The sequence below is a fragment of the Saliterribacillus persicus genome (assembly GCF_003337485.1).
Taxonomy (GTDB): Bacteria; Bacillota; Bacilli; order Bacillales; family Amphibacillaceae; genus Saliterribacillus; species Saliterribacillus persicus.
Map to the genome: position 1 here is coordinate 45,523 of NZ_QPJJ01000009.1, position 24,627 is coordinate 70,149.

The 24,627-nt window shown below is 34.3% G+C and carries 25 protein-coding genes and 2 other annotated features; of the genes, 21 read left to right on the top strand and 4 right to left on the bottom strand.

Features of this window, described 5'->3' with window-relative positions:
• The first annotated feature begins 290 nt into the window (after nucleotides 1–290).
• The 12 genes from speD to DFR57_RS11395 all read left to right on the top strand — a co-directional run bounded on the left by speD (nucleotide 291) and on the right by DFR57_RS11395 (nucleotide 10,201).
• Nucleotides 291–668 (top strand): adenosylmethionine decarboxylase, encoded by a 378-nt coding sequence (gene speD / locus DFR57_RS11340; RefSeq protein ID WP_114353283.1) that lies wholly within the window; start codon nucleotides 291–293, stop codon nucleotides 666–668.
• A 159-nt stretch (nucleotides 669–827) separates the two neighbouring features.
• Nucleotides 828–1,217: a cytosolic protein gene (locus tag DFR57_RS11345; protein WP_114353284.1), complete on the top strand. Its 390-nt coding sequence runs from the start codon at nucleotides 828–830 to the stop codon at nucleotides 1,215–1,217.
• A 29-nt stretch (nucleotides 1,218–1,246) separates the two neighbouring features.
• Nucleotides 1,247–1,720, top strand: a complete 474-nt coding sequence (nrdR, locus tag DFR57_RS11350; RefSeq protein WP_114353285.1) for a transcriptional regulator NrdR — start codon at nucleotides 1,247–1,249, stop codon at nucleotides 1,718–1,720.
• A 37-nt stretch (nucleotides 1,721–1,757) separates the two neighbouring features.
• Nucleotides 1,758–3,140, top strand: coding sequence for a replication initiation and membrane attachment family protein (locus DFR57_RS11355; RefSeq protein WP_114353286.1), 1,383 nt, complete (start codon nucleotides 1,758–1,760; stop codon nucleotides 3,138–3,140).
• Between the two features lie 14 nt (nucleotides 3,141–3,154).
• Nucleotides 3,155–4,090: a primosomal protein DnaI gene (dnaI, locus tag DFR57_RS11360; RefSeq protein WP_114353287.1), complete on the top strand. Its 936-nt coding sequence runs from the start codon at nucleotides 3,155–3,157 to the stop codon at nucleotides 4,088–4,090.
• Nucleotides 4,091–4,338: 248 nt separating this feature from the next.
• Nucleotides 4,339–5,166, top strand: coding sequence for a sporulation protein YtxC (ytxC, locus tag DFR57_RS11365; protein WP_114353288.1), 828 nt, complete (start codon nucleotides 4,339–4,341; stop codon nucleotides 5,164–5,166).
• Nucleotides 5,167–5,630: 464 nt separating this feature from the next.
• Complete coding sequence (thrS, locus tag DFR57_RS11370) at nucleotides 5,631–7,583, top strand: threonine--tRNA ligase (RefSeq protein ID WP_114353289.1); 1,953 nt, start codon at nucleotides 5,631–5,633, stop codon at nucleotides 7,581–7,583.
• 106 nt (nucleotides 7,584–7,689) lie between these two features.
• Nucleotides 7,690–7,819 (top strand) — a sequence feature (ribosomal protein L20 leader region).
• Between the two features lie 115 nt (nucleotides 7,820–7,934).
• Nucleotides 7,935–8,438 carry a translation initiation factor IF-3 gene (gene infC / locus DFR57_RS11375; RefSeq protein WP_114353447.1) on the top strand — a complete coding sequence of 168 codons (504 nt, stop codon included), beginning with the start codon at nucleotides 7,935–7,937 and terminating at the stop codon, nucleotides 8,436–8,438.
• 46 nt (nucleotides 8,439–8,484) lie between these two features.
• Complete coding sequence (gene rpmI / locus DFR57_RS11380; protein ID WP_114353290.1) at nucleotides 8,485–8,679, top strand: 50S ribosomal protein L35; 195 nt, start codon at nucleotides 8,485–8,487, stop codon at nucleotides 8,677–8,679.
• 47 nt (nucleotides 8,680–8,726) lie between these two features.
• Nucleotides 8,727–9,083 carry a 50S ribosomal protein L20 gene (gene rplT, locus DFR57_RS11385; protein WP_114353291.1) on the top strand — a complete coding sequence of 119 codons (357 nt, stop codon included), beginning with the start codon at nucleotides 8,727–8,729 and terminating at the stop codon, nucleotides 9,081–9,083.
• 197 nt (nucleotides 9,084–9,280) lie between these two features.
• Nucleotides 9,281–9,550 carry a DUF1294 domain-containing protein gene (locus DFR57_RS11390; RefSeq protein ID WP_114353292.1) on the top strand — a complete coding sequence of 90 codons (270 nt, stop codon included), beginning with the start codon at nucleotides 9,281–9,283 and terminating at the stop codon, nucleotides 9,548–9,550.
• A gap of 63 nt (nucleotides 9,551–9,613) precedes the next feature.
• The gene (locus DFR57_RS11395; protein ID WP_114353294.1) at nucleotides 9,614–10,201 is read left to right on the top strand and encodes a TVP38/TMEM64 family protein; all 588 of its coding nucleotides are present in this window, start codon (nucleotides 9,614–9,616) and stop codon (nucleotides 10,199–10,201) included.
• A gap of 111 nt (nucleotides 10,202–10,312) precedes the next feature.
• Here the strand turns inward: DFR57_RS11395 and DFR57_RS11400 are convergent, their stop codons facing one another.
• A complete protein-coding gene (locus DFR57_RS11400) occupies nucleotides 10,313–10,696 on the bottom strand; it encodes a sigma-w pathway protein ysdB (protein ID WP_114353295.1) in 384 nt (127 codons plus the stop codon).
• Between the two features lie 120 nt (nucleotides 10,697–10,816).
• Between DFR57_RS11400 and DFR57_RS11405 the strand changes: the two genes are divergently transcribed.
• Both DFR57_RS11405 and DFR57_RS11410 read left to right on the top strand, forming a co-directional pair.
• Nucleotides 10,817–11,302 (top strand): dUTP diphosphatase, encoded by a 486-nt coding sequence (locus DFR57_RS11405; RefSeq protein WP_114353297.1) that lies wholly within the window; start codon nucleotides 10,817–10,819, stop codon nucleotides 11,300–11,302.
• 76 nt (nucleotides 11,303–11,378) lie between these two features.
• On the top strand, nucleotides 11,379–12,464 hold the full coding sequence (locus DFR57_RS11410; RefSeq protein WP_114353298.1) for a M42 family metallopeptidase: 1,086 nt from the start codon (nucleotides 11,379–11,381) through the stop codon (nucleotides 12,462–12,464).
• A gap of 142 nt (nucleotides 12,465–12,606) precedes the next feature.
• Here DFR57_RS11410 and DFR57_RS18580 read toward each other — a convergent pair whose 3' ends face one another.
• Together DFR57_RS18580 and sspI are read right to left on the bottom strand one after the other, a co-directional pair.
• Nucleotides 12,607–13,242 carry a lytic transglycosylase domain-containing protein gene (locus tag DFR57_RS18580; protein ID WP_114353299.1) on the bottom strand — a complete coding sequence of 212 codons (636 nt, stop codon included), beginning with the start codon at nucleotides 13,240–13,242 and terminating at the stop codon, nucleotides 12,607–12,609.
• Between the two features lie 133 nt (nucleotides 13,243–13,375).
• Nucleotides 13,376–13,594, bottom strand: a complete 219-nt coding sequence (sspI, locus tag DFR57_RS11420; protein ID WP_114353300.1) for a small acid-soluble spore protein SspI — start codon at nucleotides 13,592–13,594, stop codon at nucleotides 13,376–13,378.
• A 96-nt stretch (nucleotides 13,595–13,690) separates the two neighbouring features.
• On the opposite strand from sspI, the gene DFR57_RS11425 reads away from it, so the two are divergent.
• From DFR57_RS11425 to pheT, 3 genes are all read left to right on the top strand, one after another.
• Entirely contained in the window at nucleotides 13,691–14,434 is a 744-nt protein-coding gene (locus DFR57_RS11425) for a TrmH family RNA methyltransferase (protein ID WP_114353302.1), read from the top strand.
• Between the two features lie 94 nt (nucleotides 14,435–14,528).
• Nucleotides 14,529–14,759, top strand: a binding site (T-box leader).
• A 118-nt stretch (nucleotides 14,760–14,877) separates the two neighbouring features.
• Complete coding sequence (pheS, locus tag DFR57_RS11430; protein ID WP_114353303.1) at nucleotides 14,878–15,912, top strand: phenylalanine--tRNA ligase subunit alpha; 1,035 nt, start codon at nucleotides 14,878–14,880, stop codon at nucleotides 15,910–15,912.
• A 15-nt stretch (nucleotides 15,913–15,927) separates the two neighbouring features.
• A complete protein-coding gene (pheT, locus tag DFR57_RS11435) occupies nucleotides 15,928–18,354 on the top strand; it encodes a phenylalanine--tRNA ligase subunit beta (RefSeq protein WP_114353305.1) in 2,427 nt (808 codons plus the stop codon).
• 180 nt (nucleotides 18,355–18,534) lie between these two features.
• On the opposite strand, the gene rnhC is transcribed toward pheT, so the two are convergent.
• Nucleotides 18,535–19,479, bottom strand: coding sequence for a ribonuclease HIII (gene rnhC, locus DFR57_RS11440; protein WP_342768839.1), 945 nt, complete (start codon nucleotides 19,477–19,479; stop codon nucleotides 18,535–18,537).
• Nucleotides 19,480–19,656: 177 nt separating this feature from the next.
• Here rnhC and zapA point away from each other — a divergent pair, with 177 nt between their 5' ends.
• The 4 genes from zapA to DFR57_RS11460 all read left to right on the top strand — a co-directional run bounded on the left by zapA (nucleotide 19,657) and on the right by DFR57_RS11460 (nucleotide 24,620).
• A complete protein-coding gene (gene zapA, locus DFR57_RS11445) occupies nucleotides 19,657–19,917 on the top strand; it encodes a cell division protein ZapA (RefSeq protein ID WP_114353307.1) in 261 nt (86 codons plus the stop codon).
• A 7-nt stretch (nucleotides 19,918–19,924) separates the two neighbouring features.
• Nucleotides 19,925–20,461 carry a CvpA family protein gene (locus DFR57_RS11450; protein WP_114353308.1) on the top strand — a complete coding sequence of 179 codons (537 nt, stop codon included), beginning with the start codon at nucleotides 19,925–19,927 and terminating at the stop codon, nucleotides 20,459–20,461.
• A 72-nt stretch (nucleotides 20,462–20,533) separates the two neighbouring features.
• A complete protein-coding gene (polX, locus tag DFR57_RS11455; RefSeq protein WP_114353309.1) occupies nucleotides 20,534–22,258 on the top strand; it encodes a DNA polymerase/3'-5' exonuclease PolX in 1,725 nt (574 codons plus the stop codon).
• A 13-nt stretch (nucleotides 22,259–22,271) separates the two neighbouring features.
• On the top strand, nucleotides 22,272–24,620 hold the full coding sequence (locus DFR57_RS11460) for an endonuclease MutS2 (protein WP_114353310.1): 2,349 nt from the start codon (nucleotides 22,272–22,274) through the stop codon (nucleotides 24,618–24,620).
• Nucleotides 24,621–24,627 lie beyond the last annotated feature (7 nt).

Sequence of the window (24,627 nt, forward strand, 5' to 3'; positions counted from 1 at the left end):
TAAAACTGTTTGAAGAAATCTTTAGCTTTACTCTAAAAAAGAATAACTTGCCAAATATGTCGAAAGCAGATATACTTTTTTTGCATAACTTTTTGAAAAAAAGTAAAAGATGCTTGTAGAAGTAGTTGGTTATTTATATAATATAAGTTATGTTATAAATTAAAAATCTTTTTGAATAGGTGCGTAAAAGTGGATTCTTAAAGGGTTAGGACCTCATTGGACTAACTTTCCCCCGTGGCGTTCCATGCACTATATTCAAAAGAAATATTAAAATATGGGGGAGTTACACAATGGATACAATGGGAAGACACGTAATCGCAGAAATGTGGGATTGTAATATAGACAAGTTAAATGATATGAATCTAATCGAAAAAATATTTGTTAATGCGGCGTTAAAAGCAGGAGCGGAAATTAGAGAAGTTGCCTTTCATAAATTTGCACCATATGGAGTTAGTGGTGTGGTTATTATCTCTGAATCACATTTAACTATCCACAGTTTTCCTGAACATGGTTATGCTAGTATCGATGTTTACACATGTGGTGATATTATTGATCCTAACGTAGCAGCACAATATATTGCAGAAGAACTAGAATCGAAAAAATGTGAGAAGGTTGAAGTTCCTCGTGGAATGGGACCAGTTGATGTAAAGAATATTAAAGCTTTATAAAAATGCTCAATCATCCCTTACGAATTTATTCGTAAGGGTTTTTAAATATGAATAATTATAAAAAAGGATTTTCGTTCTATAATAAGAGTCTGTGATCGTTTTCTTCGTTAAAACATGTTAAAATGTAGAGTAAGACTAAATACATAATGAGGTGTAGAAATGGCAATCCGTGATTCGTTAAATAAAAATTTTAATAACCATTCTGAAACAAGAGACAAACACTGGGATCCAGCATTACAAACACACTATTTTAAGACTACAAAAGATAAGGCATTTGATAAACTAGAACCATTATTTAGAAATATGCCAGAATGTAAAATTGTAGCGGTATCGAAAGATCATGGGGAAATTAGCTTCAATTATAAAGCAGGCAGAAAAGCATTTATTATTATGACTATCATTATGGTGAAGCCTTATCGAACAGCCATTGATATTTCAGCAACTACTGAATCTGCTATCCCGTTTGACTTTGGTTATAGTCACAAACTTATACCAAAGCTTTATAATCATATTAAAAAAGAACTAGACTTTGTTGGAACAAAGGAATAATTACATGTTACATGAAGGGTTGATGAACATTGCGTTGTCCCCACTGTCAATATAAAAATACAAAGGTGTTAGATTCAAGGCCGATTGAAGATGGTCGTTCTATTCGTAGAAGAAGAGAGTGTGAAGATTGTAATTTTCGTTTCACTACTTTTGAAAGAATAGAAGAAGTACCAATTATAGTAGTTAAAAAAGAAGCGACACGTGAAGAGTACAGCAGAGAGAAATTAATGCGTGGCTTGATTAAAGCTTGCGAAAAACGACCGGTTGCATTAGAAGAAATTGAAAATGTGGCACTTGAAATTGAACGAGAATTACGTAATAGAGGTACTTCAGAGGTTCTTAGTAAAGAGATTGGTGAAATGGTTATGGATCGTTTAGCTAAAATTGATGAAGTCGCTTATGTTCGCTTTGCATCTGTTTATCGTCAGTTCAAGGATATCAGTGTGTTTTTAGATGAATTAAAAGATTTGATACAACAAGATAAGGGACAGGATAAAAAGTAGATTTTTCTTTCTGTCGGCTGAAGAAGGAGGCTGTACAATGAGTTTAGGAGATGTAGGGAAAATATTACCTATCGATGGATATATTGTTGAATTAAATAGGGAGTTACATAATGCTTATACTAAAAGCTTGACTCACTTGTATCAGCCTTTAATTGGCCTTGAAGCGATATCACTTTATCAGACCTTATTAACGGAAAATGAATGTTATATGGGTAAGCCCTATGCACAAACCCATCACGTCTTAATGCAATATATGCGACAGCCTTTAGATGAAATATACAAAGCGAGAAAAAAATTAGAAGGTATTGGTCTTATGCAAACATACAAGCATAAGGCCAATGATTTTTATGTGTACACATATTCCTTGCACTGTCCGTTTACCCCGAAAGAGTTTTTCGCTGATGATATGTTAAGCCAGCTACTGTATCATCAGTTGGGAAAAGATAAATTTGAGCATATTAAACATATGTTTATAATAAGCGCTCAAAAGCAAAATGAGAAAACGGAAGTAACTGCTAATTTTGAAGAAGTATTTTCTACGTATACAGGACAGCAACAAGAAGTTCCTGAAAAACAACCCAAAACACAAAGTCAGACTGGTGTTCCAATTGAAACGCAAATTGATTTCCAATGGGTGAGTGAAACGCTCGAGCAACGTATGCTGCCGGTGAAAGAGATTTTAACAGCTTCTAATCGAAAACTCATTACACAGATGAGTTCATTGTATGACTTAGCAAGTCATGAAATTGAAAAAGCAATGCTGTGGGCCATTGATGATCGTAATTTTTTTAATGCCGAGGAATTTAAAGCAGCATGTATGGATTTTAATCGGGAAACACCAAATAAACAAAAACGCACGAAGCTTTTAGATGAACGTGAAAAGTTAAAAGACAAAAAAAAGAATCCATCCGCTTCAAAAGAGGACCAGTTAATAGCTAGATTAGAGCAAATTTCTCCACGGCAATTGTTAGCTGATCTTTCAGTAGGAAAAAAAGCTTCTAAGCAAGATTTGAAAATGATTGGAGAAGTAATGACCGAACAAGGTTTGCAAGCTGGTGTAATGAATGTGCTTATTCATTATGTCATGTTAAAAACAGATATGAAATTATCAAAAAGTTATTTAGAAAAAATAGCAAGTCACTGGGCTAGAAAGAATGTAACAACTGTAAGACAAGCAATGACGCTTGCAAAATCTGAAAACAATAAATACCAGCAGTGGAGAAAATATCCGAATCAAAATTATTATTCGAATAAGTCGTCCAAAACAGATATTCTGCCAGATTGGTTTAAAGAGCAAAAGAATAAAGATAATAAAAAAGACTCTAAAAAAGAAATGCAATCCGATAATGATAAAGAACAAAAAGCTAAAGAAGCAGACCAAATGTTAGCTAACTATTTAGCTCGTCATTCCAATGAATAATAAGGGTGATCAAAATGGAGCCAATCCAAAAAGCAATGAAAAACTGGATGAGAAATAATGAAAGTTTTCAGTCCAATTATCAAGAGATTAGAAAAAAAATAATAAATGATCCCCAAATTCAATCCGTGCTTAGTAAGCATATTGAACTTGATGAATCGGATATCAACCGAAATTTAATGAAGTTGTATGAATTTCAATCAGCATCTAAAAATTGCAATGATTGTGCTAATTTAGAGAGCTGTAAAAACATTTTAAAAGGCTATACACCAAACCTTGTCGTAGAAGGAAAAGATGTTACGTTAAGATATGAGAAGTGCCATAAACATATCCAGTATGAAGAAATGAGAAAAAGAGAATCTTTAATCCAAAGTTTATATATGCCTAAACAAATTTCGAATGCCAGACTTAAAGACTTAGAAACTGGAGAATATGACCGAAAAGGAGCAGTACAGGCGATCATTGAATTGTTAGATGCTAGTGATAAGGCACCGATCAAAAAAGGTTTGTATTTCCATGGTCCATTTGGAACTGGTAAAACTTTTATGCTCGGGGTAATCGCTAATGAATTAGCAAATCGGAATATCCAATGTACAGTTATCTATATGCCAGAATTTGTAAGAGAAATGAAGGCCTCGATAAGAGATGACAGTCTAAATGATAAGATTGAGCACTTTAAAAGAGCAGATGTTCTTATGTTTGATGATATCGGTGCAGAATCAATTTCTTCCTGGTTTAGAGATGAGATTTTAGGTTCGATTTTACAATATCGTATGATGGAGGAGCAGCCTGTCTTTTTCACGTCAAATTATAACTTAGATCAATTAGAGAAGCATTTGGCTACTACAAATCGTGGAGATACAGAAGCAATAAAAGCTGCTAGGATTATCGAGAGAATAAAACAGTTAAGCAAACCCGTATCATTATTTGATCGTTATCGTACCGATGATTAACACATTCCTTTTGGGGAATGTGTTTTTCTGTCTCAGAAACAAGCTGATTCCCTTTAAGAAATTAAACGATGGCTTTATTAAAACTAAGAATAAAATAATAAAAAATAGATTTTTCACTAGAAGTGCGAACAAATAAGGATGTTAGTTAAGTTATATAAAATAATATGCGATGATATTTAAGAATGAATCATGTTTGTCCCTCAACTTCCATATAATATAACAGTTTTAGTGGATGAGGGTGATAAAGGATGTGGACCATTTATTTTCATAATCTCAAGGAAGCAAAAACATTTTATCGTTATGTACAGGCTAAATCATTACTACTATTCGTAAAGTGGAGTCCTATTGATGTCTTACATATTGAAGTATCCAAAAAAAGGGACGCGTTAACGTCTGAGGCGGTAAAAGAGATTGCGTTAGGATTAGCTAAAGTTTTTGTCACACACAAAGAATATCAAATGATTCGTACCATTTTAGGAGAGAGTTATTATTTTACAGAAGAGCATGAAGTGGATCGTATTACAGCTATTAGTCTTGCTATATTAAATAAGGATGAAGACATATACGAAGCTTCCATCCACAAGCATGAATTGCATGACACCTTACAAATGATTTTTTATTATAATATTGAATCCACTTCCATTGATTTTGACTCTATTGTTCGTTTTAGAATGCATCTTTATCAGGAGCATTTAATTCAAATTATTGGAATGGCGATTGATGAATTTAAGCGAGAGGAAGACTATCAATTATTTTTACAGAGTATTAGAGAATTTTTACAAAGAAGACCTCCAGAAATAGAAACTTTGCATATTCTACAAGGAAATCCTTTTATATTTTATTATGAAAATGGAAAAAGAATATCAGTTAAAGAGATGAACGAACTACTTTGTCATACACCACTCTACTTATTTGGATTAGAATCAAATGAAAAAAATCTTTCCCCCTTTCTAGCATTAGCTCCAAAAAAAGTAATCATATATGGAGAGGACCCTACAGAAGCGAAGACTCAGAACATCTTAAATATTTTTGAGGAAAATGCTAAGTTCTCATCTCTTGAGGCATTTCCCTTCTAAGCGTATTAATTTTGAAAAAAGCTTGATTTTTTAGAGGCTAATCATTATAATGAATCGCATATAGTTAATACATGAATTGTGAAGATAAGGACAAAATGGTAGAGAACGCATTTTTAAGAAGAGAGGAAAGTCTAGGCTGAAAGCTTTCTGAATGGCCCTTAACCATTACCACCTTTGAACACTATATGCGAATGAAGTAGTGTATAGCGATTAGTCCTCGTTACCGGATGTTAAGAGTTGCATTTAGCTATGCTGAATTTGGGTGGAACCACGGGTAATAACGCTCGTCCCTTTGTCGTTAGACAGAGGGATGGGCGTTTTTTATTTCACTGTAGGAAAGCTTATCGGACTAAAGTATAAGGAAAACTAAAGCTTTCGCCCTAAAGACTTGTCGATAAGCCAAGTTTTTCTCGGATTTCATAATTAGATGGAATTTATTACTACAATAAAAAGGAGTGTTACAGATGGCCAAATTAAACATTACATTTCCTGATGGATCAATAAAAGAATTTGATTCAGGGATAACTGGTGAAGAAATAGCTTTTTCTATTTCTCCAGGATTAAAAAAACAAGCACTAGCAATAAAATTGGATCAGGTATATTACGATCTTCGTACACCAATAGAAGTAGATGGTGCAATTGAGATTATTACAGTAAAAAATCTTGAAGGAATTGAAATTTTGCGACATTCCACTGCTCACCTTATGGCTCAAGCGATTAAACGTTTGTATGATAACGTGAAGCTAGGTGTTGGACCTACTATCGAAAATGGATTCTACTATGATATTGATATGGAAGAAAGCATCACACCAGAAGATCTTCCACGAATAGAAAAAGAAATGAAAAGAATTGTAGATGAAAATCTTGAAGTCATTCGAGAAGAAGTAAGTCGCGAACAAGCACAAGAGATGTTTAAAGAAATAGGAGATGACTTGAAGCTTGAATTGCTTGAAGCCATTCCTGCTGATGAAAAAGTTACAATATATCGTCAAGGGGAATTTTTCGATCTTTGTAGAGGAGTACACGTTCCTTCTACAAGTAAAATCAAGGTGTTTAAATTATTAAACATTTCAGGAGCGTATTGGCGCGGAGATAGTGACAATAAAATGCTTCAACGCATTTATGGAACTGCTTTTGAAAAACAAGGACAATTGGATGAGTACTTAAAAATGCGTGAAGAAGCAAAAGAAAGAGACCACCGTAAGCTAGGTAAAGAATTAGGTATCTTTACTGTCTCTCAAAAAGTTGGGCAAGGGTTACCTTTATGGTTACCTAAAGGAGCTACTATTCGCCGCACAATCGAGCGATATATAGTGGACCTTGAAGAAAGGCTAGGTTATGATCACGTTTATACTCCAGTCCTTGGTAGTGTAGAGTTGTATAAGACTAGTGGACATTGGGATCACTATCAGGATGATATGTTTCCAACTATGGAAATGGATAATGAAGACTTGGTGCTACGACCTATGAATTGTCCACATCACATGATGGTGTATAAAAATGAACTTCATAGTTATAGAAGCTTGCCTATAAGAATAGCTGAACTTGGAACAATGCATCGCCATGAAATGTCGGGTGCTTTGGCTGGGTTACAACGAGTGAGAGCTATGACACTGAATGATGCACACATATTTGCCCGTCCAGATCAGTTAAAAGAGGAGTTTATAAGAGTAGTGAAGCTAGTCCAAAATGTGTATAAAGATTTTGGAATCGATGATTATTATTTCCGCTTATCCTACAGAGATCCTGAAGATAAAAAGAAATATGTAGATAACGATGAAATGTGGGAAAAAGCACAGGCAATGCTAAAAGAAACAATGGAAGATATGGAACTTGATTATGTAGAAGCTGACGGAGAAGCTGCTTTCTATGGTCCAAAACTTGATGTACAGGTGAAAACTGCACTTGGAAAAGATGAAACATTATCTACAGTGCAATTGGACTTCCATCTACCAGAAAGATTTGACTTAACTTATATTGGTGAAGATGGTAAAGAGCATCGTCCTGTAGTTATTCATCGTGGTGTTGTTTCAACCATGGAAAGGTTTGTGGCCTTTTTAATAGAAGAATATAAAGGTGCTTTTCCAACCTGGTTAGCACCAGTGCAAGTAAAAGTAATTCCAGTATCAGCGAATGCCCATTTGGATTATGCTAAAAAGGTAGAAGATCTTCTTCGAGAAAGTGGAGTTCGAGTAGAAATAGATGAGCGAGATGAAAAAATCGGCTATAAAATTCGCGAAGCTCAAACGCAGAAAGTACCATTCCAACTAGTTGTTGGTGATAATGAAATTAAAGATAATGGAGTTAATGTGAGAAGATATGGTGAGAAAAACTCTGAAACCGTAACACTAGAAGAGTTTAAAACAAGCATTAAAAAAGAAATAAAAGAAAGAACAAATCGAAAGAAAAAGAGCTAAAATTACATTAGTTCGAGACTATTAAGCAATTTAACCAGTTTTAAAACAAATTCTTGACGAGGGTTTGGCTACGTGTTATGATGTTCTAGTGAAATTAAATATGATCAATGGCAAGTAGAAGCACCCGCTTCTCACCTGATTGACACGGTATTGTAGTTGACAGGTAGTTCCGAATGTATGTTTATTAACGGATAAATGTGTGGGTGCAGCGTATGTACCCGCACTTTTTTTATTTTGTTTGAATTTTTTCAAGTGAAATTAAACAGCAACCTTGTCGTAGCCTTAAAAAATGAGGCAGGTCATAATTTGATTGTTAAAATATTTCGGAGGTGGCTCATTATTAGCAAAGATATGAATGTCAATGAGAATATTCGTGCTCGTGAAGTACGACTTATTGATTCAAACGGGGATCAACTTGGTGTTAAATCTCGTCAAGACGCATTAGAAATTGCACAAAATCGAAATTTAGATCTAGTTTTGGTTGCGCCTAACGCAAAACCACCCGTATGCCGAATCATGGACTATGGTAAATTCCGCTTTGAACAACAAAAGAAAGAAAAAGAAGCGAGAAAGAAACAAAAAATTATCCATGTGAAAGAAGTAAGACTTAGTCCTGGTATCGAAGAACATGACTTTAACACTAAATTGCGTAATGCACGTAAATTTTTAGAAAAAGGTGATAAAGTTAAAGTTTCTATTCGTTTTCGTGGTAGAGCGATTACGCATAAAGAATTAGGACAAAAAGTATTGGTTCGCATGGCAGAAGAATGTAAAGATCTTTCCACGATAGAACAAAGACCAAAAATGGAAGGTCGAAGCATGTTCTTAATGCTAGCACCAGTAAACGAGAAGTAATCAAAAAAAGTATAATCATTTATAGTTTATAAGGAGGAAGTTTCTCATGCCAAAAATGAAAACTCATCGCGGTAGTGCAAAAAGATTTAAAAAAACAGGTACTGGTAAAGTAAAACGTTCACACGCTTTTACTAGCCACATGTTTGCAAACAAATCTCAAAAACAAAAGCGTAAATTACGTAAAGGTACACTTGTTTCTTCTGGAGATTATAAGCGTATCAAGCAAATGTTACCAAAATAAATTTGATTTTAATCGAAATTCGTTGATTTATATAGGAGGGAATTAATATGGCACGTGTTAAAGGTGGAACAGTTACACGCAAGCGTCGTAAACGTATATTAAAGTTAGCTAAGGGTTATTATGGTTCGAAACATGCCCTGTTTAAAACAGCAAAACAACAAGTAATGAAATCAGGTCAGTATGCATATCGTGACCGCAGACAGAAGAAACGTGACTTCCGTAAATTATGGATCGCACGTATCAATGCTGCAGCTCGTTTAAATGACCTTTCATATAGCCGTTTCATGCATGGTTTAAAGCAAGCGGGTATTGATATTAACCGTAAAATGCTAGCTGATATTGCAATAAATGATGAAAAAGCATTTGCTGCATTAGCTGATCAAGCAAAAGACGCTTTAAAATAAGTAAATGACAATCAGACTATGAAGGATAACTTTGTAGTCTGATTTTTTGATGAACAAGAGATTTTTCGAAAAATGCTAGTGAAATAAATTTTAAGTATTCCTAGTCTCCTCCGAAGAAAATCATCCTTTTCGATCAATACTTTGTAAAAGAACATACGAAATTATCAAAAACAAAATGAAATAATGAGGAGCTAACAATGCAAAATTTATTTTTAATCTATTTAATTCTGATTAATTTGATCACTTTTGTGTTAATGGGTGTGGATAAGAAAAAGGCAAGAAATAATCAATGGAGAATATCCGAGAAAACATTGTGGATCGGTGCATTGTTATTCGGTGCAATAGGTGTGTGGTTAGGTATGAAAATTTTCCATCATAAAACAAAGCATACATCATTTAAAATAGGCATCCCTATCTTAATCTTGTTAGAACTAATAGCACTATATTACATACGTCCCTTTTTATAGTAACGGACTAATTTGTCATAACAGCTCGTCCTTTGTCATAGTATTAGATAGAGGTGTTGTAAAATGGCATGGTTAAATATAGATTATTATGCGTATTTAGAAGCAAGTGGCTTTTTTGCTCCGTTTCTTTTTATAGCTTTGCATCTATTTAGGCCACTATTATTTTTACCAATCATCATGCTATGCATGGTTGGAGGTATCTGGTTCGGTATTGTAGCTGGAACGATCTATTCTATGGTTGGAATTATGTTATCCAGTATAGTGTTTTATATTTTAATGAAGTATAATCCGAGGGGAAGAGAATACGTTTTCTCACTTAAAGGTAAATTAATAGGGGAAAAGCGTAAATTATCTACAAGTCAGATTACCATTTTAAGACTAGTACCCTTTATCCATTTTTATGCTTTATCTTTATGCTTATTAGAAATTCATGCGGATTTCAAAACTTATCTACGTGCTTCTTTTATATCAATTTTTCCTTTTAGCATCGTATATACAAGTATCGGAACTTCTCTTATTCATATAAACAACTCACGTATATTTATAGCAGTTGGTCTCTTTTTCCTCTTATTTTTTATGCTGAGAAGAAAAGAGACCGTTATAAATTGGACGACATTTTTTTCCCAAGCATATTATAAGAAAAATGCGTAAATCCCTATTTATATGGTATCAAGAAGTTCAGTATTAGGCTGTTATATAAAAGCAGAATTAGTAGATGGAATTAAACCTACACACCCAATTAATGAGAGTGTATTAAAAATTTCAGGTTAATATTAATCGATTAATTGGGTGTTTCCATTCTACTTCAGCGTGAGGGTAACGAATTAGAATTTCTTCTTCTAAAAAATATAAATCCTGTCTTTCAAGGCCCTTTAAGCGATCAGATTTATGGGCATGCACAGAAATATTAACAACCTCAAACGAATTCTCCGTAGTACCCAAATATTTCTCTCCTTCAAATAAAAATCCTTTATATGTGATGAAAAAATTTTTCTTTATATTATCCGGTTCATCTAAAAAATAAAAAACTTTTCTTTCTTGTGCAACTTCAAGTTTCCTCTTTGGATTGACTAAATACTTATAAGCTGAATATAAAAGAATTATAATGGCGATAAATATTAATAAACGTAATACGATTACAATCATAGCTGATACAACTCCCTAGATAAAGGTCTATTACCACATATACGGTTGAAAAAACGAAAGGTTTCAAATTTTTCTCTTATAAATGATATAATATAAGAAACTTTAGAAAAGGTGAAGTATATGAACTGGAATGAATTATTTAAAATGCAAGCAAAATTAGATCTGTATATCGCAGAAACGCATCAATTAGAGAATGAAGATGTATTTGACAAAAAGATACTAGCTTTATTGGTAGAAATAGGTGAGCTGGCAAATGAGACAAGATGTTTTAAATTTTGGAGTCTAAAACCAGCGAGTGAAGATGAAGTCATAGCGGAAGAATACGTAGATGGAGTACATTTTATTTTATCCTTAGGATTAGATTTAGGAATTCAAGAAATGCAGATAGAGGTAGAGAATCATGATAAGGATCTTACAGGCTTATTTCACAGTGTGTTCGATTTAGTTTTGGAACTAAAACATCAGAAATCGAAAGTAAAATATAAGGACCTTTTTCATACTTATCTTCAATTAGGCGCTGCCCTTGGGCTTAGCTCGCTTGATATTCAAAACGCATATATAAATAAAAATGAAATTAATTACGAAAGACAAAATTCAGGGTATTAAAGATAGATTAGAGATACAGATTATTTTTAAAAATGTATTAAATCGCGTATACTCATGTAAATGGGAGGTAATACATATGACATATAAAGATGAAACATTACAAATGCTAAAAGATTTAACTGACGCAAGAGCTATTCCAGGAGATGAAAAAGAAGCTAGAGATGTGATGAAAAAATATATCTCTCCCTTTGCAGATGAGGTTTCTACAGATCACTTAGGAAGCTTAATAGCGAAGAAAGTTGGAGATGAAAGTGGACCAAAGGTGATGATTGCAGGTCACCTCGATGAAGTTGGCTTTATGGTAACTAGAATTGATGACAAGGGTTTTCTATACTTTCAAACTGTAGGCGGATGGTGGGGGCAAGTGATGCTTGCCCAGCGTGTAACCATTTTGACGAAAGAAGGGGACATAACTGGTATTATTGGTTCTAAGCCACCACACATCCTTTCTGCTGAAGCGAGAAAAAAACCGGTAGAAATAAAAGATATGTTTATTGATATCGGTGCTTCTAGTAAGGAGGAAGCTTTAGAATTCGGTATAAAGCCTGGTGACTCCGTAGTTCCATATTTTGAATTTACACCAATGAAAAATGAAAAATTATTACTTGCAAAAGCATGGGATAATCGAATTGGTTGCGCAATAGCAATAGAAGCTTTAAAACAATTAAAAGGTGTTGATCATCCTAATGTGGTGTATGGAGTAGCTACAGCCCAAGAGGAAGTAGGGCTTAGAGGAGCTAAGACAGCCACGCATGCGATTAAACCAGATATAGGCTTTGCGGTAGATGTCGGTATTGCTGGAGATACACCAGGGATTTCTAATAAAGATGCAGATAGCAAAATTGGTGATGGACCACAAATTATTCTTTATGACGCTTCTATGGTCTCTCACAAGGGTTTACGTGATTTTGTAGTCGAAAAAGCAGAGGTAAATAATATTCCATATCAGTATTCAACAATGGCTGGTGGTGGAACAGATTCAGGATCTATCCATTTAACAGCAAATGGTGTACCAGCTTTATCGATAACTGTTGCCACGAGATATATTCATACACATGCAGCGATTTTACATCGTGATGATTTTGATCACACCGTTCAATTAATTGTAGAAGTTATTAAAGGGTTAGATAAAGAAACGGTAAAAAATATCACTTTTTCATAATAATCAAATGAGAACATATAAAGAGGAACTTTCTATTAATAGAAAGTTCCTCAAATTTTTTTTAAATTATATATAATTTAAAAAAGTAATGTATTGGTGAGCTAGAAAATTTAACAAAGCTTATGTGAATAGAAAATGATAACTATGCTAAATAGTTACCAAGTACCTTTTGAACATAGCGAGTTGTTTCTTCAAAAGGAGGAATTCCGTCATAACGATCTACATTTCCTGGCCCCGCATTATAAGCAGCTAAAGCTAGCGATTTATTACCATCGTAACGATCAAGCATATCTCTTAAATATTTGGTTCCACCAAAAATATTCTGCTTTGCATCAAAGCTATTTGTTACGCCTAATGATCTAGCTGTGTCGGGCATTAATTGCATTAACCCTTGAGCCCCTGCATGACTCTCTGCTTGTGCGTTAAAATTTGATTCAGCTTGAACTACTGCCTCTATTAGCTTAGCATCAATTTGATAAGTTTTAGCGGCTTGATCAATTAGCGACGAGATTTCTTCACTAGAGTTTGATTTAACAGATACATCCTGAGAAGGAAGATTCGACGTGATATTGCGCATATCCGGTGTTTTTGATAAAAAATAGGAAGCAGGAATATTTTGGTTATCCCAATTTTGTTGCCCTGCCGTGGTATTCATTTGATTGGATTGAAGCATATTTAAAAAAATGTCAGAAAAATTTGATTGTGAACTGGATGAATTTGATCCAAAGGTGTTCATGGCTTGCATTTGAATATAATTTTGAATAAATCGAATATCCATTATATTGTTATTCTCCTTGAAATTTACTATAGCTTTATCATACGTTTATTTTACCAAAAACACAATACAAAAAAGACAAGCTCTTTTAGAAAAGAGTTTGTCAAATAGAGAAAAATTTTATTTTCGTTGATATTTAATTAACCTGTTCGTTTAAGCTTTTTTCTAACGCTTGAAGTAATTCTTTTCTTTCTGTTTCTTCTGCGGATTTCCAAAAAACTTCGAAAAAGACACCTAAACCGGGTAGCATTTTTTCTTCACCACTTTGAATAGCATCTACAATCGTATCTTCTAGTTCTTCTGCCGTATTACCGGATACATTGGAAAGAATGGCTTTTCTTAAATTCAAATTCATTTTCTCACACCTTTCTATCTTCATTTATATTTAGTTTGACCTGATTTAAGTTTTATATGTATGATAAGGAAGAGATTAAAAAAGGAATGAGAGTAAATGATAACATCCGTACAAAATGAAAAAGTAAAACAGTGGAAAAAATTACAAAAGAAAAAATTTAGAGATATCGATCAACAGTTTTTGGTGGAAGGCTATCACTTAGTTGAAGAGGCTATAAGTAGTCAGTGGAATGTAATAGAAATCATCGCTGTAGAAGATGCAGAAATTCCTCAAAATATTAGTTCTTTACCAGTTACGGTTGTAACAACTAATGTTCTCGGTGCTATTTCAAATACCAAAACACCACAAGGTATTGCAGCAGTTGTGAAGATGAAAAATAACGCATGGAAGCAGTGGAAAAAGATAATTTGTATTGATCAAATTCAGGATCCTGGTAATTTAGGAGCCATCATCAGGACTGCAGACGCCGCAGGATTTGATAGTATAATTTTAGGGGATAATACGGTGGATTTATATAATGATAAAGTTATTAGGGCAACACAAGGATCTGTTTTTCATTTAGATATAATCCATTATTCTTTAAATGATGCTGTTTCTAAATTAAAAAAGGATGCTGTATCTGTTTGGGCGACTACCTTGGAGGAAGCTACTCCATATAATCAAGTTACAATTGACGAGAAGATTGCAATTATTTTAGGCAATGAAGGATCAGGAGTAGATGAATCCTTAATCAATTTAGCAGATCATAAAGTCAAGATCCCTATTTATGGACAGGCAGAATCATTAAATGTTGGAGTTGCAGCAGGTATATTAATGTATCGGGTAGCGGAATTTTCTTAAAAAGCTTGCAAGTATCTCATTCATTTTCTATACTATAGTAATAAATAAACTTTACGAATTAAAAATAGTCTTCAATGCTTATGGAGGACTCATATAAATTGCTTTGAAGGAGCAAGTAAATCAGTACAACAATATAGGGAGGAAGTGTCTTAGACTGAAAGCACTTCTATTGAAGCCTGATTGAAATTCACTCTGGAGCTGGCACTTAGACCTTAGTATGATGAAGTAAAGGTGTCCCGGGTTTTCCCGTTAACAATTCTCGAGTGGGTATCTTTAATGATATCAACAAGGGTGGTACCGCGATATGTATAGTCTCGTCCCTTTTTTAGGGAGAGGCTTTTTTATTTTGTTTAAAGAGAAGGTACTGGGTCTCTATGAACCAATAAATCAAATTCGTAATAGCTTTTAGAAACAGTTTTTAAATATCTAGGGAGGTTTTATTCATGAAAGAAAAATTACAAGAATTAGAAAAAGAAGCCTTATTAAAAGTTAATGAAGCAAAAGAATTAAAAGATCTTCAAGAAGTTAGGGTAGCTTATTTAGGAAAAAAAGGTCCCATCACAGAGGTATTAAGAGGAATGGGAAAGCTGTCAAAGGAAGAGCGACCTGTTATCGGAGAATTAGCAAATAAGGTAAGAGAAAATATTGCAAATGAACTGGATGGAAAAAAATCAACCCTGGAAGCTATTGAATTAGAAAAGCAGTTAGAAAATGAAACGATTGATGTGACATTACCAGGTAGACCAGTTCAAATTGGTGGTCCGCATTTACTAACAAGTATCGTCGGAGAAATAGAAGATTTGTTTATTGGAATGGGCTTTGAAGTAAGAGAAGGTCCTGAAGTGGAGACAGATTATTATAACTTTGAAGCACTTAATTTACCAAAAGGGCATCCGGCTCGTGATATGCAGGATTCGTTCTATATTACGGAAGATATTTTACTTCGCACGCACACTTCTCCAGTTCAGGCGAGGACGATGGGAGAGTATAACGGTGAAAAGCCCGTTAAAATGATATGTCCTGGTAAGGTGTATAGAAGAGATACAGATGACGCAACACATTCCCATCAATTTACCCAAATAGAAGGTCTATATGTAGACAAAGATGTGCGAATGAGTGATTTAAAAGGTGTCTTAAACAGATTTGCAAAAGAAATGTTTGGGGAAGATCGCGAAATTAGATTAAGACCTAGCTTTTTCCCATTTACTGAACCATCAGTAGAAATGGATATTTCCTGCAAAGTTTGTAATGGAAAAGGCTGTAGTGTTTGTAAGAAAACTGGATGGATTGAAATCTTAGGTGGTGGAATGGTTCACCCTAGAGTGTTAGAAATGGCTGGATATGATCCCGATGTCTATAATGGGTTTGCATTTGGAATGGGGCCAGAACGCATTGCAATGCTTAAATACGGTGTAGATGATATTCGTCATTTCTATATAAACGATAATCGATTCTTAAAACAATATCACAAAGCTTAAGGAGGAGGTAGTAACATGTTTGTATCATTAAATTGGCTGAAAAATTATATCGATTTAGACCAGCTCTCACCAGAAGAGCTTGCTGATAAAATTACAAAAACAGGTATCGAAGTAGAAGGCATAGAGTATATCGCTGAAAAAAACTCTAACGTTGTAGTGGGGCTAGTAGAATCTTGCGAAAAGCATCCAAATGCTGACAAATTAAATCTTTGTCAAGTAAACGTTGGAGATGAAACCTTGCAGATCATTTGTGGTGCACAAAATGTCGCAGCTGGACAAAAAGTTGCTGTTGCAAAACCAGGAGCAGTTTTACCAGGTAACTTCAAAATCAAAAAAGCAAAACTAAGAGGCACAGAATCTAACGGTATGATTTGTGCGCTCCAAGAATTAGGAATCGAAGAGAAATTTGTACCAAAAGACGTTGCAGACGGAATTTTTGTTTTTCCTGAAGATACTGAAATTGGCGTAGACGCTTTACCATTGTTAAATTTAGATGATGCTATTTTGGAGTTAGGATTAACTCCAAATCGTGCTGATGCAATGAGTATGCTAGGTGTTGCTTACGAAGTAGCTGCTATTTTGGATCTTCCTCTAAGACTCCCAAGAGAAGATGTTCATATGGTAGAAGAAGAGGCAAAGGACTATATTGATGTGGAAGTAGAAGATACTACTCTTAATCCATATTATGGAGCATTTGTTATAAAGGATATTAAACTTGCACCATCACCTTTATGGATGAGGAATTACTTAATTGCTGCAGGAATTAGACCAATTAACAATGTAGTAGATATTACTAATTATGTGTTATTAGAGTATGGTCAGCCGTTGCATGCATTTGATTATGATAAGTTCGATAGTGAAAAAGTGGTAGTTCGACGTGCGAAAGAAAATGAAAAGATAGTTACGCTAGATGATCAAACGCGTGTATTGTCACCAGACTATTTAGTCATTACAAACGGAAAAGAACCAATGGCATTAGCTGGTGTAATGGGCGGGAAGGATTCAGAAGTAGATGAAAATACAACAACTGTATTGTTAGAAGCTGCTTACTTTGATCCTGCAATTGTTAGAAATGCTTCAAAAGATTTCAATTTAAGAAGTGAATCTAGTAGTCGGTTTGAAAAAGGTATTGATCCAGAGCGTGTGAAGCGCGCAGGTTTGAGGGCTTGCCAATTACTTGAAAAATATGCACATGGTAAGATTTTAAGTGGAATTGTAAATGTAGATGGGCTCGATTTAACTGAAAAGAAAGTAGAAATCTCTACTTCTAAAATAAATAACCGATTAGGAACGCAGATTTCTACTGAAGAGATTGGAAATATATTAAGAAAATTACACTTTTCATATGAAAATAATGACGAAGTATTTGAGGTGTCCGTTCCAACAAGAAGACAAGATATTGTTATTTTTGAAGATATGGTGGAAGAGGTTGCTCGTATTTATGGATATGATAATCTACCATATACACTTCCACAAGGGGATGCACAAGCAGGCGGATTAACCAAACAACAAGAGTTAAAACGGTTTGTTAAAAATTATTTTGAAAGTGCTGGTTTATCAGAAACAATTACGTATTCTTTAACAAGTAAAGAAAAAGCACCATTATTAGCTAGTGACGAAATACTTCAAGATGCAAAAGAAACTGTATCTTTAGCCATGCCAATGAGTGAAGAGCATAGTACACTTCGTTTAAGCATATTACCAGAAATGTTAAGTTCCGCCTCTTATAATTTAGCGCGTAAGCAGACGGACATAGCGAATTATGAAGTTGGAACTGTCTTTGTCTCAAAAGAAGAGACCATTACAGAACAACCTTCAGAAAGACTAAGGGCAACAGGTTTATTAACTGGTGATTGGGTAACACATGAATGGCAGGAGGAAAAGAAAGCAGTTGATTTCTATGTAGTAAAAGGAATCTTAACTGGGCTATTTGAAAAACTCTCACTAGCTGTCAGTTATAAGCCAGTGAAAAAAGAAAATATGCACCCTGGTAGAACTGCAAAACTTTATCTGAATGACAGAGAAATTGGCTTTTTAGGTCAGATTCACCCACAATTAGCTAAAGATTTTAATTTGAAAGAAACCTATGTATTCGATCTAGATCTTGATTATTTAATGGATCAATATGAAGAAATTCCTAACTTTGATCGAATTCCGAGATTTCCTACAGTAACACGTGATATGGCTCTTGTCGTAAAAGAGGATGTTCTTGCTGGACAAATTATTGATACCATAACAAAAGCTGGTGGTGAGTTGGTAAAAGATGTCCATGTGTTTGATGTGTATCAAGGGGAACACTTAGAAAAAGGCGAAAAGTCTATTGCTTGTAGTATTCTCTATTTAGATCCTGAAAGAACGTTAAAAGACGAGGATGTGGAAGCTTCCTATCAAGCAATACTATCTCGTTTACAAGAAGATTTAGATGCTAAACTTAGAAGTTAGTAATAATGCGCTTTTTATCGATAAGATAAAAAGCGCATTATTTTTTGTGTGGAAAGCAAAAATATAATTTGATCCAAAAGTTAGCTCGAAATAAAAAGAACGAAGCTAGAAGCGTATGAAAACTTAAAATTTAACCTAAACCAAAACAGTTAATGATTTTCAACTATATCTTTTATCAATTCAGAGATATTTATTTGCTTTTTCTGTATTTGCAAAATGTAGCTTTGCATATTTCTCTAATACATCTTTTCCGTATTTCTTAACAAGATATGCAGCGGTTTGATCAACTTTATTGGATGCGCCCTTAGGAATCGTAATACCAGATTCTTTTGACAGCTTATCCATTTCCTTTACAAACTTTGCTCTAGCTATAATAGATGCAGCAGCTACAGATAGGGAATGGCTCTCTGCTTTTGTCATAAAATATGTATCTGGCTGGAGTGTTAATTTTTCAGTACGTAAATATTTTTGATGAACTTGAGGCTGACAAAATTGATCGATTAAAATCCCGTCTATAGTTGTGCCTTTTAGTTTATCTAATAATTTTTGGATGGCATGGTAATGCAGCATAGCCTTCATTTTGCCCTGGTTCCAGCCTTTCCTTTGAAGCTGGTTGTATTTTTCGTTTTTTAATGTCATAAGTGTATAAGGAATTTCAGCGTATACTAAATCTTTCGCTATTCTTTCAATCATAGGATCCTTTAAATCTTTGGAGTCTCTTACACCTAATTCTTTGATAAGTGCTATTTTTTCCTTTGGAATAAAAACCGCAGCAACTGTAATAGGTCCAAAGTAATCACCGGTTCCGGCTTCATCTGAACCGATATGAGAGGTTTCAAAAAAATGATTAGGAGGATAAAAAGAATGTTCATTTACTGATTTTTTATTAGCCTTCTTTGTTGGGAGAGCTTCACTTTTTCCTTGCCACATGCTAGCTTCTTTTTCTGCATCTCGCCCTTGAAACATAACCTTTCCAGATTTGTAAACCGTAACGTTGGTGCCATTCACTTTTGCAGCAAAGGTAGCATATTGTGGTGGAGTGATCGATTGCTTTTTGTAATGGTTTTCTATTTTCTTTATTTCATTGATCGGTAATTTTAATACGACGTTTGCCAAAAATATCACTCCTATCTTATTTCATAAATTCATTATATCAAAGATAAGTTCCATCAGAATAGTTTTCTAATTTGAAGCTTCATGTTAATATAAAGTGAAACTTTATGTAAAGAGATAACAAATTGAACGTGAATACGCAAATATTTCAATAGATTGAGTCGGCTTACGTATAAAGGTGGGAATGAAATGTCTAATAATAAAAAAGAAAGAACAACGGTAACTATATATGGGAGATCTTATACTGTAATTGGTGAAGAAGGCGTAGAGCAAATGCGTCATGTCGCCCAGTTAGTAGATGATAAATTAAACGAAATACATACTGTCAATAAAAGTTTAGATACGACTAGTTTAGCAGTTTTAACTGCGCTTAATACGATGAACGACTATATAAAATTAAAAGAGGAATATGAAGTATTGCAAAATTTATTAGAAGAGAAAGAGGAATAAAAAGATTATGGTTGATATTATTTTATTTATTTTATTAGTGTTAGGATTTTTAATTGGTTTAAAAAGAGGTTTTATCTTACAGGCATTTCATTTAATAGGATTTGTAGTCGCCTTTGTATTAGCGGCAATGTATTATGATACATTTGCATCAAAATTAGAATTATGGATTCCTTATCCTGATTTTCCTGAAGGCGAGAGCTGGGCAATATTCTTGGATTCCCTTCCATTAGAAACTGCTTTTTATAATGCCATTGCCTTTGCTGCAATCTTTTTCGCAGTGAAAATAATCATGCAAATCATCGCATCCATGTTAGATTTTGTTGCAGATCTGCCAATATTAAAATTTTTGAATAACTGGCTAGGAGCGATCCTTGGATTTATTGAAGTATATTTATTGTTATTTGTTATTCTATATATCTTGGCTTTAGCACCAGTTGTAAGTGTTCAGGCGTATATAGATCAGTCATCCATTGCAACATTTATCTTAGAGCATACACCTATTATTTCAGAGCGTTTAAAGGAAATATGGTTTGAAAATAATTAAAATGTAATTTTGTAGACCCTTGCCAATTCGTAGCAAGGGTCTTCCCACATTAAAATAGGGCGGTGGAGTAGTATGGCAGTAAATAAAAAAGATGTCATTAAATTATTAGAAAAAATTGCAATTTATTTAGAATTAAAGGCAGAGAATCCTTTTAAAATATCTGCCTACAGAAAAGCTGCGCAAGCCTTAGAAACAGATCAACGGTCCTTGGCAGAAATTGATGACTTCACAAAAATAAAAGGTGTAGGTAAAGGTACTGCAACTGTGATTACGCAATTTATAGAAACAGAAAGCTCAGAAACACTCGAAGAACTTCAGAAAGAAGTGCCAGAAGGGCTAATTCCGCTTCTAGACTTACCAGGCCTAGGTGGTAAGAAATTAGCAAAATTATATCAAGAGTTAAATATCACAAATGAACAAGAATTAAAAGAAGCATGCGAACAAGGCAAGGTTGAGGAACTTTCTGGATTTGGAAAGAAAACAGCTGAAAAAATTCTCCAAACTTTGAAAGATGTAAATAATAGACCGGATCGATTACCGCTTCCATTAGTTGTTCCTGTAGTTAAAAAAATAGAATCCTATTTAGCTAAATCTAATGATATTGAAAAATTCCAGGTTGCGGGTAGCTTTAGAAGGCTTAGAGAAACAGTGAAGGATCTAGATTTTATTATAGCAACGAACTCTCCTAAAAAAGTTAGAGAGTATCTATTGGAGCTAGATAATATAACTGAGGTTGTATCCAACGGTGATACGAAAGTGTCGATTATTTTAAAGGAAAAATATCCTTTGGGTGTAGATTTTAGATTAGTTAAAGTGGATGAGTTTTATACCACGCTCCACCATTTTACTGGATCCAAAGACCATAATGTGCGATTAAGGCAGTTAGCAAAAGAACAAGAGAAGAAAATAAGTGAATACGGTGTAGAGGATTTAAACACGGGTAAGGTAGAAACATTTACAAGTGAACAAGCTTTTTTTGAAAGCTTTGGCCTAAATTACATTCCACCTGAAATTAGAGAAGATGATAGTGAAATTGAGAAAGCTAAAGATGAAATTTCGCTTATAGATCGATCTATGATTCGTGGGGACCTTCATATGCATAGTACATGGAGCGATGGAGCTGAATCAATCGAAACAATGGTTCAAAATGCAATAGAATATGAGTATGAATATATCGTCATTACGGATCATTCAAAATTTTTAAGAGTTGCAAATGGACTAAATGAAGAACGGATCAAAAAACAAAGAGAAGAAATTGATCAATTGAATGAAAAGTATAAGGATATTCATATTTTTGCAGGTATAGAAATGGATATCCTACCAGATGGATCTTTAGATTTTGATGATGATGTATTAAAACAACTTGATTTTGTGATAGCTTCGATTCACTCAAGCTTTAATAAAAATCAGGCAGAGATTCATCATAGACTTGAGACAGCATTAAAAAATCCATATGTTGACATGATTGCTCATCCAACAGGTCGATTGCTTGGAAAACGAGAAGGTTATAATGTCGATGTAGAGTGGCTTATAGATAAAGCACAGAAATATAATAAAATTCTAGAATTAAATGCAAATCCCAACCGCTTAGATTTAGCTAGTACATGGGTAAGAAAAGCTCAAGAGAAAGGTGTACGATTAGCAATAAATACCGATGCACATAATTTAGAAATGCTTAAAGATATGGACATAGGTGTGAAAGCGGGTAGAAGAGGTTGGTTAAAGCCTGAAAATGTAATAAATACATGGGAAATTACTAAATTACAAAAGTATATAGAGAAAAACAAAAGAAATTAAAGGAGCAATCCTCATGAATGAGCGAATATTCAAGGTATTAGAGTTTGATAAAATAATTCAACGTCTTAATCAATTAACCGCATCTTCATTAGGAGAAGAAAAAACGCGTAGATTAAAACCGTTAACAGACTTGAATGAAGTAGAAAAAAACCACTTAGAGACCGATGAAGCTGTGTCAGTCCTTCGATTAAAAGGACATATTCCTCTAGGTGGAATTGTAGATATTAAGCCTATGATTAAGCGAGCTGTTATTGGAGGGATTTTAAACGCCAATGAATGCTTAGACGTGGCAGGAACAATTTACGGGGGTAGACAGTTAAAGTTATTCATTGAGCAAATGGAAGAACCCGAATTGCCAATTATAAGAGAAATGATAGATGCGATTGTCACGTTACCTGAATTAGAGAGAATGATTAAAAATGCTATCGATGATCATGGTCATGTGATGGATGGTGCCTCTGATCAATTAAGATCGTTGCGATCAAGAATAAGATCAAATCAAAGTAGAATTAGAGATCGAATGGATAACATCACAAAGTCAAAATCAAAAATGTTATCTGATACGATTGTAACGATTCGAAATGATCGTTTCGTTCTACCTGTTAAACAAGAATATAGAATGGCAATTGGTGGCATTGTACATGATCAATCCGCTTCTGGTCAGACACTTTTCATGGAACCTCAAGCAGTAGTGGAATTGAATAATGAACTACAAAGCCTGCGGGTAAAAGAAAAGCAAGAAGTAGAGAAAATTCTCAGGGATTTAACTATTGCAATTGCAGAGCAAGAGGAACAATTATCTTCTAATGTTGAAATACTTGGTAGCGTGGATTTTATTTTCGCTAGAGGTAAACTTTCAGAACAAATGAAGGCCAGAAAACCTAAAATGAATGATCAAGGAATTATTAAAATGATGCAAGCAAGACATCCACTATTAAATGAGGATGAAGTGGTAGCTAATGACATTGAATTAGGAGAATCCTATACATCCATTGTTATTACTGGTCCCAATACTGGTGGAAAAACTGTTACACTTAAAATGGTAGGTTTATGTACGCTAATGGCACAATCCGGACTCCAAATTCCCGCTCAGGATGGTTGTCAGTTATCACTATTTAACGAAGTATACGCTGATATCGGGGATGAACAATCCATTGAGCAAAGCCTTAGTACATTTTCTTCTCATATGACAAATATCGTAAAAATTTTAAAAGAAGTGGATGAAAAAACGCTTGTGTTATTTGATGAGCTTGGAGCAGGTACCGATCCACAAGAAGGTGCAGCTCTTGCGATGTCTATCCTTGATTATGTCGTAGATAAAAAAGCGCGAGTTATTGCCACAACGCATTATCCAGAATTAAAAGCCTATGGTTATAATCGAGAAAATGTAGTAAATGCTTCGGTTGAATTTGATATTCAAACGTTAAAGCCTACCTACCGATTGTTAATAGGTGTCCCTGGTCGAAGTAATGCCTTTGAAATTTCTCGAAGATTGGGCTTAGATGAAGCAGTTATTGCTCAGGCCAAAATGCAAGTAGGAACGGATTCAAAAGACGTTGAAAATATGATAGCATCTTTAGAGGCTTCTAGGCGTGGGGCAGATAATGATTATGTAGAAGCCCATCAAATACTTGAGGAAGCGGAATATTTACGAAATGAATTAAAAGATCAGTTAGATAAGTTAGACCAAAAGAAAGAAATGGTTCTAAAAAAAGCAGAAGAAAAGGCGGAGAAGGCTCTCGCAAAAGCTAAAGAAGAAGCAGAACAAATTGTAAATGAATTAAAAAGCAGGAAAGAAGATATAAATTTCAAAGACCATGAATGGATTGAAACGAAAAAGTTATTGGAAGAATCACAGCCCAAGTTGACAAAAAAGACTCCTGATAAAGCGGAAACAGCGCCAACACCAAAAACTAAAGAATTAAAAGTAGGCGATGAAGTTAAATTGTTATCGCTAGATCAAAAAGCCACTATATTAGAGAAAACAGGAAAAAATGAATTTCAGATTCAAGTAGGTATTATGAAAATGAAAGCGAAGCGTAAGGATTTATTATTTTTAAATCGCACACAAGATAAAATAGAGCAGCCTTTAACAACGATGAGAGGTCAAGCGTACCATGTGAAGCCGGAATTAGATCTTAGAGGAGAGCGTTATGAGGATGCCCTGCAACAGCTTGAAAAATACATCGATGACGCTATATTAGCGAACTACACTACGGTATCGATTATTCATGGAAAAGGGACTGGAGCATTACGCCAAGGTGTTAAAACCTTTGCTCGCAAACACTCTAGAATAAATGCAGCCAAAGATGGCGGAATGAATGAAGGCGGTTCAGGTGTTACCGTTCTTGAATTAAAGTAGAATATAT